The following is a 15,317-nucleotide window of genomic DNA, read 5'->3' as shown; positions in this document are numbered from 1 at the left end:
TACTACATCGCTATGTTTTACATGTCAACTATAAATTGCTAACAAACGTAAATCTATGTTAAAATTAAACCAAATTTATGGAGGAATATAAGATGAAATCGTTTTTTAAAAAAGGCATTAGTCTTGTTCTTGGACTTGCCCTTGTATCTTTGCTTTTCACAAGCAACTCATTCTATTCTGAAGCAAAATCAAAATCTTCAGCTAAAAAAAATATTGTTGTAGTCCTTGATCCAGGACATGACACTACTCATACAGGATGTCATTATGAAAACTTCGAAGAGGGTATCGCCAATCTCTACATTGCATATTATTGCAAAGCAGAATTAGAGAAATATTCTGGCGTCACAGTATATATGACTCGTTATGGTTTCGAATGTCCATACGGAGCAGACCCTGCTTCCAAGTCATCTTGCTTATCAGCTCGTGTCAACTATGCAAAGTCAGTTAAAGCTGATGTAATCGTTAGCTTGCACAACGACTATGATCCAGATTTAGATGCATCTCAGAATGGTTCAAAGGTTATTGTTCCAAATGCAAACTATAAGCCTAACATATGTGTTGCTGGTACCACACTTGGTCAATCAATTCTGACTCAGCTTACAGCCACAGGCCTTAATGTAAACAACTGGAAGCTTTGTCCAAATGGAACCGGAATCGTTACAAGAGATTCTGAATCAAGCAAATATCCTGACGGTTCAGCAAAAGATTTTTACGCTCTTATTAATCAGTCTAAAACAGCAGGTTTCCCATGCGTCATCGTTGAGCATGCTTTCTGCACAAACTACTCTGATAGAGTTAATCATCTTTCAACACCTGAGCAGTATCAACAGCTTGGTATCGCAGATGCTACTGGCATCGCAAACTACTACGGACTTACATTAAAGTAATTTATATGTACTGGGGAGAATTTTTGTTTTGAGCAAACAAAGAATATTTAATATTATTCAAATTGGAAATAAGGATGATATTCCAAGTAGGCTTTTTGATATCTTTATCACTATCATCATCAGTATCAACATACTGGTGATGATTTTGGAAACCTACAGCGAATTGTCTCCTTATTTTTCTTTTTTAGACAAAGTCGCCTACATCACAATTATTATTTTCTGCATAGAATATGCCCTTAGGATTTGGACCGCAGATTTACTTTACCCAAAACTTCCTAAATACAAAGCTGTATTGAAGTTTTTACTATCCTTTGATGGCATTGTGGATTTATTTACAATACTACCATTTTTCTATTTATCCGGTTTTGTTGCTTTTAGAATTCTTCGTATTGTTCGAATCTTTCACCTGTTTCGTATTAACGGACAGTATGATTCGTTTGCCGTAATCATTTCAGTATTACAAGAAAAAAAGAATCAGATTATGTCCTCTGTTATGATAGTGCTGATTCTTATGCTTGCAAGCTCAATTGGTATTTACTACGCAGAGCATGATGCCCAACCTGATGTTTTCAGAAATGCTTTTTCCGGAATTTGGTGGTCCGTATCCACTCTATTAACTGTAGGATATGGTGATATATATCCAATCACTGTCGCCGGCAGAATTATGGCTATTGTGACAGCTTTTTTAGGCGTTGGCGTGGTTGCTATCCCAACTGGTATTATCAGTGCAGGATTCGTTGAACATTATTCCAGAGTCAAGCTCCTTACAAAATTTGCAAAAGATGAGCACATCGATTTAATTACCGTAAACATCAACGATGCTCATTGCTGGAATGGTTTGCTTATTTCCGAAATAAGCGTGCCTGATCATTTTCTGCCAGCCGTTGTTATGCGGGATGATGAAGCTCTCATTCCTCTGCAAGAGCTCAAATTAAAAACCGGCGACAAAGTAATCCTTGCCGCCGATGTATATTTCCTACATACGTATTAGTCTTTTTATTGTTTGCTGATACACTTCATCTGTTGAATCTATCATCAGTACTTCATCAGCACCTAATTCTTTTGCTTGGAAGCTCTCCTCTGGGGAGCTTGCCATAGCTAGAATTGGTATATGCATAAAGCTTTCTCGTTTCTTTAAATATCTAATAATTATTCCGCTTTCATTTACAAGTAACATATCCACTACTACAAGCTGAAGCTTCTCATGATATTGACTGATGCATCTAAGAGCTTCATCCTCATTATGCGTCTTCACTATTTCAAATCTCTTAGTTGTATCTTCAACTATTCCAAATATTTTATTAATGCCACCATCTGTTAATGCAATCACTACCGACTTTGAAGGATACTCAAAGTTGCTAATTTTCCATGCTGTACACTTGCTTTTGCCAGAAAGCTTAGATTTATACAAAGCATCATCGGCCATTCTAAAAATCTCATTGCAGGTGTGATTTCCATCATCAATTATTGCTCCAATGCTAGCTGTAAATGGTTGTCCGTTTCCAAGATTTATATCTGTCATAAACATTTGGAGCGTTCGACATCTCATCTCCAAAATGGTCATGTCATTCATCTTAGGCATTAGAACGACAAACTCATCACCTCCGTATCGACCTATTATATCGTAAGCTCTAAAATTATCGATAAGAAGCTGTCCTACACGTTCCAATAACCTGTCTCCAGCATCATGCCCCAGATTATCGTTTACATCTTTGAAGTTATCTATATCAACCATAATCATTGCACATGCTTCCTCTGGCTTCTTTTGCATATACTGGTACTCCATTCGCTGCATAAGAGCATCTTTATTAAGAACATGTGTAAGCTTGTCCAATGAACTTAATTGCTTTAGTTCAATCATAGCCAGCCCTTCTCTGCTACGCATTACCAAAATAATGTGAGCTGACAACATAGACATAACATATGCTGCCACTAGCATATATAATTCTCTTGTATATAATTCGGGCTCCTTATAAAAATATGCGATTATAGCATATATAATAATAGCAATAAGCTCTTCACAACCATACTTGTACATTTTATCAATGTAAACCATAGGAAAAAGTGCAATTACAAGAGGCGTCCACACTGCAGGGCGCTCCGAAACCGCCACTGCATCAAACAACATTATGATTATTACTAGTGAAAAATAGAAGATACCACATATTATTCCGGTCATATGAGTACTTACATGAACCCATGGCTTTCTAAGGTGCAGATTAATGAAATAATAAACAACCATTAGAGGAATTATTAAGAAATGCACTCCATGGATTTTAAAGCTAGGCACAACAAAATGAGCCAAGATCAAAAGAAGTGAATAAATAATAGAAGTATACATGCAGACCTTGCGCATCATGTAAAGATTGCTCTTGTCAATATTTTCCATACACTGCTGAAAATATGTTTTAAACTGAGCATTCTCTTTATGTTGAGTTTCTCGAAAAATGTCTACGAACTTAAACATATTTTAACATTAGCATATTAATCCAATAATAATTTGCCTACACTGTGAAATTACTGTGAATTATTAGCTCATAATTTCTTTATTTCTCTGAATTCATCAATGATATGACTTGCTAAAACGCCTCTAACTCCATATTGCTCGGATGCCGCCGTCCCTGCTTTTCCATGAAGATAAGCGGCTGCACAAACCTCCACATCTATTAATGGATTAACCTTTTGAGATATAAGGGACGCTATCGCTCCTGCTAGAACATCTCCAGAACCTGGGGTTGCCAAACCTTCATTACCACTATTTACAAAGGCAACTCTGATACCATTGGTGATAATAGTAGTAAAATTCTTAAGCACAATTATGCAACCATATTCTACCGCAAAGTCTTTAGCTACCTGTTCCATATTGTAGTTAATGTCAGCCACTTTAATACCAGTCAAACGCTCCATCTCTTTTAAATGTGGAGTAATAACAACTGGCACTCTTACTGAAGCGGCCTTTAGTAGCTCTTTCATATCGTCTTCAGCCAATAGGTTTATTCCATCAGCATCAATTACCAATGGCACTTTAGCATCAGATAATACTTGCTTAAGAATGCTTTTTGACAAATCGGATGTTCCAAATCCTGGTCCAATTAATATGGTTGAAGCCCATTCCATTTCCTCAGCCAAACTTTTTTCATCGTATTGATCATAGCCTGCATACATCGCCTCTGGTAAGTTTTGCTGAATACTAGCAATATTATTTTTATGAGTGTAAATTTTCACTAGTCCTGTGCCCGTTGCAAGTGCTGATTTTGCCGAGAGATAGCAAGCCCCGTATATGCTTTCACTTCCTGCAATGACAAGAAGCTTTCCACAGCTACCTTTATTTGCATCTACAGCTCGAGGCTTTACAAATTTAAAAATATCATCATCTATTAGAGTTGCATATTGATCCGTTACATTTTCTAGGTAGATACCAACATCCGCTACAACAATTCTTCCCGCAGCAGCTTTACAATCTCCTAATAACATTCCTTTTTTCATATATGCAAAAGTTACGGTAATATCCGCCTTAACACCATTTTCCCCTAAAAGTTTTCCACTATCAGAATCGTATCCTGAAGGAATATCCACCGCTAAAACGCTATTTGCACATTGGTTAATTATTGCCGCTGCATAATCGTACTCACCTGACAAGCCTCGTGACAGACCTATACCAAACATAGCATCTATGGTTAAATCAGCTTGTTCTATAGATTCTTCAATTAGCTTATTGTGAATTGTCATCCCATAGCTTTCTGCTATTTTTATCTCCTGCTTTAACTGCTCAGAAAACTTTTCAGAGTCTCCCAGCACCATGCAGTCTACTGTTTTACCTTTTAGACGCAACAGTCTTGCAATAGCAACACCATCACCACCGTTATTCCCAGGACCACAAACTACTGAAAAACTATTGGCATTCTCACATTCTTTTTCTATAGTCTCAACCACTTTGAGGGCCGCTCTTTCCATTAGCACTAAAGATGGTATTTCATGCTTTTCAATGGTTCTCTTATCGCAATCTTGCATCTGTTTAGCTGATAATAATTCTGTCATCGTTGTCCCCCGTTTGAATGTTCGTTTGGATTGTAAACTCAAAAATCTAACAACAGTATACTACATTACTCAAAATCTATGTATTTTACAAAATATTTCTATGTTCGATTGACACGAATACGTGTTCGGATATAACATATAAGGTACATAATTGCGAAAGGAGGTCAGCCATATGGAAAAAGAACGTGCTTTTATAGCAATCGATTTAAAATCTTTCTACGCTTCTTGTGAGCTCACAGATAGAGGCTTAGATCCGCTTACAACAAATCTAGTTGTGGCTGATTCCTCCCGTACTGAAAAAACTATCTGTCTTGCTGTCAGTCCTTCACTAAAGGCCTATGGTATTTCCGGCAGAGCCCGTTTATTCGAAGTTATCCAAAGAGTTAAAGAAGTTAATGCAGAACGATTCAGTCGAGCCCGTGCATTAGGATTACTTCCAAAGGATCCAGAGACTGGCAAATACCACTTTACCGGTTCTTCTTCTGACGCCAATGAGCTGGAAAAAGATCCCTCTTTAGAGCTTGATTATATTGCAGCTCCACCTAGAATGAAACGCTACGAAGAAATATCCACTTATATTTTTTCTATTTATCTTCGTTATGTTTCGGATGATGATATTCATGTCTATTCCATCGATGAATGTTTTATAGATGTTACCGGATATTTAAATACCTATTCTTGTACCGCTCACGAGCTTGCAATGCGTATGATTCGCGATGTTCTTAAAGAGACAGGTATCACTGCGACAGCAGGTATCGGGACCAATATGTACCTTGCCAAAATAGCAATGGACATTGTTGCCAAACACGTTCCTGCCGATGAACAGGGTGTTAGAATCGCCGAATTAAACGAAAAGACTTATCGTGAGCTCCTCTGGTGCCATCAACCTATTACCGACTTTTGGCGCGTAGGTGGTGGTATTGCCCGCCGCCTTGCAAAGCTCGGAATATTCACCATGGGCGATATAGCTCGCACCAGCGTGTACAGTGAAGATGTACTATACAAAGCACTCGGTATTAACGCCGAGCTTCTAATCGATCATGCCTGGGGTTGGGAACCTACCGAAATTGCTACTATCAAAAGCTATAGACCACAAACAAACAGCCTTTCCAGTGGACAAGTTCTTATGGAGCCTTACTCGACGGACAAAGCCAAGCTCATAGTCAAAGAAATGACTGAGCTTTTGGTTCTTGATTTAGTAAGAAAGGATTTGGTTACCCAAAAGATTGAATTAACCATCGGATATGATAGAACAAGCCTGGAATTTGAAAAAGAATGTTCAAGTATAGGACGATCTACTTTTAAAATAACTGGCACCAACAAATACTATACCGGAAAAGTATCTGTTGACCACTTTGGTCGCCCCATCCCTTATCATGCTCATGGCACAGGCAACTTAGACCGTTGGACCAGCTCTACCCAAAGAATCATGGAAGTAATGGTTGACCTATACGACCGTATAATCGATCCTGACTTATTAGTTCGCAGAATCACTGTTGTAGCATGTGATTTGATTCCTATTAATAAAATACCTGATGAAGCGCCTTACCAAATGGATCTTTTCACTGACTATAATGCTTTGGAAAAAGAAAAAGAAGCAGCTGATAAAGCTTATGAAAAAGAGCGTAAGCTTCAAAAAGCCACCCTGGCAATGCATGATAAATTTGGAAAAAATTCTGTGCTAAAAGGTATGAACCTACAAGATGGTGCCATGACCATGAAACGTAATAAACAAGTTGGCGGCCATTCTTCTGGCGAATAAAAGGAGTAAAACTTTGGCAAATAGATATAGAAAAAACGAACCCGACCCACGAATTGTATACAAAGATATAATTGATATGCCTCATCATCAATCTCTCACTCATCCCCATATGAGCTTGTATGATCGTGCTGCCCAATTTGCCCCCTTTGCAGCTCTTACCGGTTACGAAGATATGATTAACGAAGAGGCCCAAAAATCTCATGAATAAAAACGCTGGAGCTTATTTGCTCCAGCGTTTATTATTTATTAATAATTCTCTGCTCTTACTTCAAAATATGCCTTTGGATGTTTACAAACTGGACAAACCTCCGGTGCTTCTACACCAACAACTATATGTCCACAATTACGGCATTCCCACATTGTTACACCACTCTTTTTGAAGACCTCCATAGCTTCCACGTTATTTAAAAGCTTACGGTATCTTTCCTCGTGTTCCTTTTCAATAGCTCCTACACCTCTAAATTGAGCTGCAAGCTCTGGAAATCCCTCTTCCTCAGCTTCTCTAGCCATTCTGTCATACATATCTGTCCATTCAGCATTTTCGCCTTCTGCAGCATGTAAAAGATTGGCAGGTGTATCTCCTATTTCGCCAAGAGCTTTAAACCAAAGCTTTGCGTGCTCCTTCTCATTATCAGCTGTCTTTAAGAATAATGCTGCAATCTGCTCATAACCAGCTTTCTTAGCAACTGATGCAAAATATGTATATTTGTTTCTTGCCATTGACTCGCCAGCGAAAGCTTCCCATAGGTTTTTCTCTGTCTTTGTACCTGCATATTTGTTTTCTGCCATTAGATCTCCTCCTTAAACATTAATCATGTTCCTAGGAAGATTGTAACATATCTAATGTTTATGTTGTGTAAAATTAATTAGTGCAATTTAGTGCATTATTAATATGCGTACTCAACATGTGTTGTAACATCAACAAATGGGACTACTGTCTCCTTCATAGCTGCACTCCACATTTCATTATTTTCTCTTTGTTTTAATGATGCTTCATCTTCAAATTCTGCTACCATAATAACATCACCATTAGATGAACTCATGCATTCACTATGCACCTCAATTCTATTGAGCCCTGGAACCTGTCCGTTTAGCTCTTCGAATCTTGTTTTAATATTGCCTTTGATGGCACTAAGATTTGGACCAAAACACTTATCCTGCAATGTCCAAATTACTACCTGTTTTAACATTCTCTTTCTCTCTCTAACATTATATCTTTTGAGTAAAAATCAAACTCGAAGCCTATTATAGCGCTTTTACTCCAAAATTCAAAATAAAATAAGGATTGTATTTTGACTATAAGCATTTTTATTTAATATTAAATATAGCAGGTATTCCCTATTGGAATATCTACCATATCTTTTTGAATATACAAATTATGGAATTTCCCTATAATAGTTGTATTTTCGCTGTTATAATTATTTGAGATTCATTACAAAATTGAATCAATCAATACATTTAAGGAGGGGAATTATGGCTTGCTTTACTGTTCCAGCTGGAGAAGCTGTCGTAACAACAATCATTAAGAAAAGAATGGAAAAACAGGGTACTGAAAAACATGAAGAAAACGCTTCAGTTCCTATGACAAGAAAGTTAAAATGGCTTTCAAATCTTTTATGGGGAGGCTCTGCTTTACTTGCATTTGAGCATGTATGGCATGGCGAAGTACAACCTTTCTTCCCATTTTTAACAGCAATGTCAAATCCAGAAGATACTCAAGAAATGCTTCATGAAATCGCAACTGTAGGTGTTTCTATGGCAGTTCTAGTAACAGTTATTTGGATTGGCATGTGCGTTACAGCTGATATGATTGTAAAAAGACCAATTTCTACAATGAAAACAACTAATTAAAGGGGGATACTATGACATTACTGATTACAGTTATCGCTGCGGTTATAAGTACAGTATTATGGTATAATCGCAAGAATAATGATATGCAGCTTCATGTGTTAATGTTTATGTTTTGGGGTGCATCAATAATGTGGTTCGTAGATGCAATCTTTGAATATGCTGAACTACGTGCCGAGTACTTTACTCCAGCCTTAGAAGATATGATCAATGATACATTCCTCGGTTTTTCTGTTATTGCATTAGCACTTGTAATTTGGATTATATTTATTTTAATCAAAGATCCAAAAGGTGTAATTAAACATTCATTATCAAACTAAAAGATTAAAAGCCTCGTGCTGAGCACGAGGCTTTTCTTATACCAAGTTTATTATCATATATTCAATTAACATGATGATCAAAAAGACAATATTAAATATAGAAAATACTTTTATATACTTTTTGCTATCAGCTCCATCTATATAGCTATATTGTTTAAATGAAATTAAGCTAGCCATAGATGCAATAAGTGTTCCCAATCCACCTAGATTTGTACCTATAATAAGTTTTGGAATAGCATCAGTAAAACCGGAACAAAGTATAGCCGCGGGCACATTGCTTATAACCTGACTCAAAACAACCGAAACGATTACTTCATTGTTCTTAATCAGTGTTTCTAGGAATGTACTAATAACAGATATATTTTTAATGTTACCAATAAATATAAACAGAAAAACAAATGTAAACAGCAATGAATAATCTGGCTTTCTAAGAACTCTTCTATCAAATATCACAACCAGCAAAATTACCACAAGCAAAGATATATAATATGGTATAACTCTTGCTACCACTAACAACGATGCAAGAAATGCAAATATATATAATCCTATCAATTTCTTTTCGTATGGTGTTCTACCATATACCTTTTTTGAATCCCCTGAAACAGATACAGGTGCATCTTTTACAAAGATATATGTACTTAAAACTAAAAGAATTAATGCACATATACTATAAGGTAACATTATGGAAATAAAGCTTATCAGATTCATGTTTGACAATGAATATAAATAAAGATTTTGTGGATTTCCCAAGGGAATTAGCATACTTCCAAGATTTGCGGCGATAGTCTCAAGCACGATGACAACAATAAACAAATCTTTTCTATTTGAAATCGAAAGTGTAATTATAGAAAACGGTACAAATGTTAGTAGTGCTACATCATTTGTTATAAACATGCTTGAAAAGAAGCACAATCCTAATAAGATTAGGACTATCCCTCTTATCGAATTCATCTTACCAACTAATATTTCACCGATTTGTCTGAATACTGATAGTCGCTGAAAGCCAGCCATTGTTATCATCAAAGATAAAAGAATACTAAGAGTACGATAATCAATATAGTTAAAATAATCCCTACTTGGATGAACAAAAAAACAAGAAACAATAGCTAAAACCAAGGCTACACACAATACAATTTCATTTTTAATAAAATGTTTTATAGCTTCCACAATACAATCCCCACATATAATAAAAAATTATAAAAAAAAATCGCAAGCTATTAAGCATGCGATTTAAAGTCAAAGCCGATGATCGGACTCGAACCGATAACCTGCTGATTACAAATCAGCTGCTCTGCCAATTGAGCCACATCGGCTTGTTATAAATAACAACCTCAAAACTTCACACAGTAAAACTTAGTGTCCGAAAATTCGCTACACATCTTCCTTTTAGAATAAACCTTCGATCTATTAGTATTCATCAGCTGAATGCGTTACCGCACTTACACCTTGAACCTATCTACCTTATCGTCTATAAGGGATCTTATTTCCTTGAAGGAATGGGATATCTCATCTTGAGGGGGGCTTCACGCTTAGATGCCTTCAGCGTTTATCCCGTCCAGACTTGGCTACTCAGCTATGCCGTTGGTCGACAGCTGATACACCAGTGGTCCGTCCACCCCGGTCCTCTCGTACTAGGGGCAGCTCCTCTCAAATATCCTACGCCCGCGCCGGATAGGGACCGAACTGTCTCACGACGTTCTGAACCCAGCTCGCGTACCGCTTTAATGGGCGAACAGCCCAACCCTTGGGACCTGCTACAGCCCCAGGATGCGATGAGCCGACATCGAGGTGCCAAACCACTCCGTCGATGTGAACTCTTGGGAGTGATAAGCCTGTTATCCCCAGGGTAGCTTTTATCCGTTGAGCGATGGCAATCCCACTTTATACCACCGGATCACTAAGTCCTACTTTCGTACCTGCTCCACCCGTCGGTGTCGCAGTCAAGCTCCCTTCTGCCTTTGCACTCTTCAAATGGTTTCCGACCATTCTGAGGGAACCTTTGAGCGCCTCCGATACCCTTTCGGAGGCGACCGCCCCAGTCAAACTCCCCGCCTGGCATTGTCCCACCACCGGTTCACGGCGGCTGGTTAGAAATCCAATACTACAAGGGTGGTATCCCAACAGTGACTCATATGAAACTGGCGTCCCATAATCTTAGTCTCCCACCTATCCTGTACATGCAGTACCGAATCCCAGTACCAAACTGGAGTAAAGCTCCATGGGGTCTTTCCGTCCTGGCGCGGGTAACCAGCATCTTCACTGGTACTTCAATTTCACCGGATGCATTGTCGAGACAGTGCTCAAATCATTACGCCTTTCGTGCGGGTCGGAACTTACCCGACAAGGAATTTCGCTACCTTAGGACCGTTATAGTTACGGCCGCCGTTTACTGGGGCTTAAATTCAAAGCTTCGCTTGCGCTAACCTCTCCTCTTAACCTTCCAGCACCGGGCAGGCGTCAGCCCATATACATCACCTTACGGTTTCGCATAGACCTGTGTTTTTGCTAAACAGTTGCTTGAGCCTATTCTCTGCGGCCTACATAAGTAGGCACCCCTTCTCCCGAAGTTACGGGGTCATTTTGCCGAATTCCTTAACAATGCTTCTTCCGTCGGCCTTAGGATTCTCTCCTCATCCACCTGTGTCGGTTTACGGTACGGGTACAATAAATACAATAGCGGCTTTTCTCGGCACAGACTCTACTTACTTCTCTACTTTAATTTCGATACGCATCACGCTTTTGTGTTGATAGGCGGATTTGCCAACCTATCCACTCTTTCGCTTGCACCAGTCTTTCCATTCCTGGCTTAAGTTTTATCCATGCGTCCCCACAGTTCTGATTTATTGCAGTACAGGAATCTCAACCTGTTATCCATCGACTACGTCTTTCGACCTCGCCTTAGGCCCCGACTTACCCAGAGCAGATCAGCTTTACTCTGGAAACCTTAGATATTCGGCCTGAAGGATTCTCACCTTCATCTCGCTACTCATTCCGGCATTCTCTCTTCTTGTTCCTCCACTGCTCTTTACAGTACAGCTTCGTCGTACGCAAGAATGCTCCTCTACCAATTAACTTACGTTAATTCCTAAGCTTCGGTGTTGTGTTTTAGCCCCGGACATTTTCGGCGCAGGACCTCTCGACTAGTGAGCTGTTACGCACTCTTTGAATGTATGGCTGCTTCTGAGCCAACATCCTAGTTGTCTATGAAATCCCACATCCTTTACCACTTAACACACACTTTGGGACCTTAGCTGTAGGTCTGGGCTGTTTCCCTTTTGACTATCCAACTTATCTCGTATAGTCTGACTCCCGTACATCGGCTATCTGGCATTCGGAGTTTGATATCTCTTGGTAAGCTTTGACGCCCCCTTAAGAATTCAGTGCTCTACCTCCAGTAGTCTAATACGAGGCTAGCCCTAAAGCTATTTCGAGGAGAACCAGCTATCTCCGGGTTCGATTGGAATTTCTCCGCTATCCACACCTCATGCCCACCCTTTTCAACGGATGTGGCTTCGGCCCTCCATTTCCTTTTACGGAAACTTCAGCCTGGACATGGATAGGTCACCCGGTTTCGGGTCTACAACCACTGACTACTCGCCCTATTCAGACTTGGTATCCCTTCGGCTCCACACCTTTGGTGCTTAACCTTGCCAGTAATCGTAACTCGCCGGACCGTTCTACAAAAAGTACGCCGTTCCACCTATAAAGTGGTTCGACAGCTTGTAAACACAGGGTTTCAGGTTCTCTTTCACTCCCCTCCCGGGGTTCTTTTCACCTTTCCTTCACAGTACTATGCGCTATCGGTCACTAAGAAGTATTTAGGGTTACGGGGTGGTCCCCGCTCATTCAGACAAGGTTTCTCGTGTCTCGTCCTACTCTGGATACTACCATGTCGCTCATCTTTTCGCTTACGAGGCTTTCACTCTCTTTGGCTGGCTTTCCCAAAACCATTCTGCTAAAACTTGCGAATCAATTATGTAGTCCGAACCCCGAAATGCACGCATCTCGGTTTGCCCTCTTTCCATTTCGCTCGCCGCTACTTTGGAAATCGATTTTTCTTTCTCTTCCTCCGGCTACTTAGATGTTTCAGTTCACCGGGTTCCCGGCCTAACGTTATGTGTTGGCGTTAGGTCAACTGGAGTCTTTCCAGTTAGGTTTCCCCATTCAGATATCTCTGGATCATTGCTTATTTGCAGCTCCCCAAAGCTTTTCGCAGCTTATCACGTCTTTCATCGGCTCTTAGTGCCAAGGCATCCACCCTGCGCTCTTGATTGTTTAATCTCTCAAAATATGTAGCTTGATATTTTTTCAAAATCGTTCAATAAGAACTTGTTTGGTTTGTTAATTCTCGGATGTCTTGATATTTAAGAAATTTTCTTTTCTATCAATTCTCTACTGTATGAAGTTTTCAAGTTGCTATTTTGATCAAAAGCTTTCGCTTTCAACCATTTGAAAGTTTAACTTTGTTAAGCTCTCAAATGATCGCCGCTTTTAGCGGTGATGTTTATATATGAAAGCAAGTTTCCTTGCTGTTTTAGCAAACCCGGCAGCCACCTGCTTTCCCATGCCGTCTCCAGCATAGTATCATCGGCCGATTAGGTCTTAACCATCGTGTTCGGGATGTTAACGGGTGTTACCCCTAACCGCATCGCCACCGGAAATCAAATATTTAATTCAGGATTAATACCTGAACAGTGAAACAAATCTCTACTTTTTCCTTAGAAAGGAGGTGATCCAGCCGCACCTTCCGATACGGCTACCTTGTTACGACTTCACCCCAGTTATCGAGCCTGCCTTCGGCTGCTCCCTCCTTACGGTTGGGTCACAGACTTCGGGCATTCCCAACTCCCATGGTGTGACGGGCGGTGTGTACAAGACCCGGGAACGTATTCACCGCGACATTCTGATTCGCGATTACTAGCGATTCCAGCTTCATGTAGTCGAGTTGCAGACTACAATCCGAACTGAGACGTTATTTTTGAGATTTGCTCATGGTCACCCAATTGCTTCCCTTTGTTTACGCCATTGTAGCACGTGTGTAGCCCAAATCATAAGGGGCATGATGATTTGACGTCATCCCCACCTTCCTCCCGGTTCACCCGGGCAGTCTCTCTAGAGTGCCCATCCGAAATGCTGGCTACTAAAGATAAGGGTTGCGCTCGTTGCGGGACTTAACCCAACATCTCACGACACGAGCTGACGACAACCATGCACCACCTGTCACCACTGTCCCGAAGGAAGAGTACATTACATACTTTGTCAGTGGGATGTCAAGATTTGGTAAGGTTCTTCGCGTTGCTTCGAATTAAACCACATGCTCCACCGCTTGTGCGGGTCCCCGTCAATTCCTTTGAGTTTCATTCTTGCGAACGTACTCCCCAGGTGGAATACTTATTGCGTTAGCTGCGGCACCGACTCCCTATGGAAGCCAACACCTAGTATTCATCGTTTACGGCGTGGACTACCAGGGTATCTAATCCTGTTTGCTCCCCACGCTTTCGAGCCTCAGCGTCAGTAATCGTCCAGTAAGCCGCCTTCGCCACTGGTGTTCCTCCTAATATCTACGCATTTCACCGCTACACTAGGAATTCCACTTACCCCTCCGACACTCTAGTTCTACAGTTTCCAATGCAATACCGGAGTTGAGCCCCGGGCTTTCACATCAGACTTGTAAAACCGCCTACGCTCCCTTTACACCCAGTAAATCCGGATAACGCTTGCACCATACGTATTACCGCGGCTGCTGGCACGTATTTAGCCGGTGCTTCTTAGTCAGGTACCGTCATTATCTTCCCTGCTGATAGAGCTTTACATACCGAAATACTTCTTCGCTCACGCGGCGTCGCTGCATCAGGCTTTCGCCCATTGTGCAATATTCCCCACTGCTGCCTCCCGTAGGAGTTTGGGCCGTGTCTCAGTCCCAATGTGGCCGGTCACCCTCTCAGGTCGGCTACTGATCGTCGCCTTGGTGGGCCGTTACCTCACCAACTAGCTAATCAGACGCGGGTCCATCTTATACCGAAAAACTTTTCACACCACTTCATGCGAAGTTGTGCGCTTATGCGGTATTAGCAGTCGTTTCCAACTGTTATCCCCCTGTACAAGGTAGGTTACCCACGCGTTACTCACCCGTCCGCCACTCAGTCAACAAATCGTCACCCCGAAGGGATCGTAATAAGCTGCTTCGTTCGACTTGCATGTGTTAAGCACGCCGCCAGCGTTCATCCTGAGCCAGGATCAAACTCTCATGTTAAAAAAGAATTTAATTCCGAATCAGTATAAAACTGACTTGTTTACTAATAAAGGTTTTGTTTCGTCTTAGAAACTAAATGAATTTCAAGGATACATGTTTAAATAAAAACTTGTATTAATTCAAGGTTTGTTTCACTGTTCAGTTATCAATCTTCGCTTATTTGTTTTGCACTGTGTGACTTGCTGTCCCTCAGTGCTCGATTATAATAT

At 40.4% G+C, this 15,317-nt stretch carries 11 protein-coding genes, 1 tRNA gene and 3 rRNA genes; 6 read left to right on the top strand and 9 right to left on the bottom strand.

Annotated elements, in window-relative coordinates; all coding sequences use genetic code 11:
* Positions 1–92 precede the first annotated feature (92 nt).
* Positions 93–887 (top strand): N-acetylmuramoyl-L-alanine amidase, encoded by a 795-nt coding sequence (locus BO15_RS0105400; protein ID WP_033153041.1) that lies wholly within the window; start codon positions 93–95, stop codon positions 885–887.
* A 28-nt stretch (positions 888–915) separates the two neighbouring features.
* Entirely contained in the window at positions 916–1,878 is a 963-nt protein-coding gene (locus tag BO15_RS0105395) for an ion transporter (protein ID WP_330372006.1), read from the top strand.
* Here BO15_RS0105395 and BO15_RS13110 read toward each other — a convergent pair.
* Positions 1,864–3,354 (bottom strand): diguanylate cyclase, encoded by a 1,491-nt coding sequence (locus BO15_RS13110; protein ID WP_081828567.1) that lies wholly within the window; start codon positions 3,352–3,354, stop codon positions 1,864–1,866. The genes BO15_RS0105395 and BO15_RS13110 overlap by 15 nt on opposite strands.
* A gap of 68 nt (positions 3,355–3,422) precedes the next feature.
* The gene (locus BO15_RS0105385; protein WP_033153037.1) at positions 3,423–4,925 is read right to left on the bottom strand and encodes an NAD(P)H-hydrate dehydratase; all 1,503 of its coding nucleotides are present in this window, start codon (positions 4,923–4,925) and stop codon (positions 3,423–3,425) included.
* A 172-nt stretch (positions 4,926–5,097) separates the two neighbouring features.
* On the opposite strand from BO15_RS0105385, the gene BO15_RS0105380 reads away from it, so the two are divergent.
* Positions 5,098–6,687, top strand: coding sequence for a hypothetical protein (locus BO15_RS0105380; protein WP_033153035.1), 1,590 nt, complete (start codon positions 5,098–5,100; stop codon positions 6,685–6,687).
* A 13-nt stretch (positions 6,688–6,700) separates the two neighbouring features.
* Complete coding sequence (locus BO15_RS0105375) at positions 6,701–6,895, top strand: hypothetical protein (protein WP_033153033.1); 195 nt, start codon at positions 6,701–6,703, stop codon at positions 6,893–6,895.
* Positions 6,896–6,933: 38 nt separating this feature from the next.
* Here the strand turns inward: BO15_RS0105375 and rbr are convergent, their stop codons facing one another.
* Entirely contained in the window at positions 6,934–7,476 is a 543-nt protein-coding gene (gene rbr / locus BO15_RS0105370) for a rubrerythrin (protein ID WP_033153031.1), read from the bottom strand.
* 98 nt (positions 7,477–7,574) lie between these two features.
* A complete protein-coding gene (locus tag BO15_RS0105365) occupies positions 7,575–7,877 on the bottom strand; it encodes a DUF3303 family protein (RefSeq protein ID WP_049960421.1) in 303 nt (100 codons plus the stop codon).
* A gap of 283 nt (positions 7,878–8,160) precedes the next feature.
* Between BO15_RS0105365 and BO15_RS0105360 the strand changes: the two genes are divergently transcribed.
* Positions 8,161–8,538: a hypothetical protein gene (locus BO15_RS0105360; RefSeq protein ID WP_033153029.1), complete on the top strand. Its 378-nt coding sequence runs from the start codon at positions 8,161–8,163 to the stop codon at positions 8,536–8,538.
* 11 nt (positions 8,539–8,549) lie between these two features.
* Positions 8,550–8,855 (top strand): hypothetical protein, encoded by a 306-nt coding sequence (locus tag BO15_RS0105355; protein WP_033153028.1) that lies wholly within the window; start codon positions 8,550–8,552, stop codon positions 8,853–8,855.
* 36 nt (positions 8,856–8,891) lie between these two features.
* Here the strand turns inward: BO15_RS0105355 and BO15_RS0105350 are convergent, their stop codons facing one another.
* The 5 genes from BO15_RS0105350 to BO15_RS0105330 form a co-directional block, all read right to left on the bottom strand.
* On the bottom strand, positions 8,892–10,022 hold the full coding sequence (locus BO15_RS0105350; protein WP_033153026.1) for an SLC13 family permease: 1,131 nt from the start codon (positions 10,020–10,022) through the stop codon (positions 8,892–8,894).
* A gap of 73 nt (positions 10,023–10,095) precedes the next feature.
* Positions 10,096–10,168: transfer RNA gene (locus BO15_RS0105345), tRNA-Thr, on the bottom strand.
* A 74-nt stretch (positions 10,169–10,242) separates the two neighbouring features.
* Positions 10,243–13,136, bottom strand: a 23S ribosomal RNA gene (locus BO15_RS0105340).
* Positions 13,137–13,396: 260 nt separating this feature from the next.
* Positions 13,397–13,514 (bottom strand): 5S ribosomal RNA (rrf, locus tag BO15_RS0105335).
* Positions 13,515–13,577: 63 nt separating this feature from the next.
* Positions 13,578–15,108 (bottom strand): 16S ribosomal RNA (locus BO15_RS0105330).
* The 16S, 23S and 5S rRNA genes sit together here with 1 tRNA gene alongside, the layout of an rRNA operon.
* Positions 15,109–15,317 lie beyond the last annotated feature (209 nt).

It is taken from the genome of Pseudobutyrivibrio ruminis HUN009 (assembly GCF_000703005.1).
Classification (GTDB): domain Bacteria; phylum Bacillota; class Clostridia; order Lachnospirales; family Lachnospiraceae; genus Pseudobutyrivibrio; species Pseudobutyrivibrio ruminis_A.
Note: the sequence above shows the minus strand (reverse complement) of the source record. Positions and strands in the feature narration are given on the sequence as shown.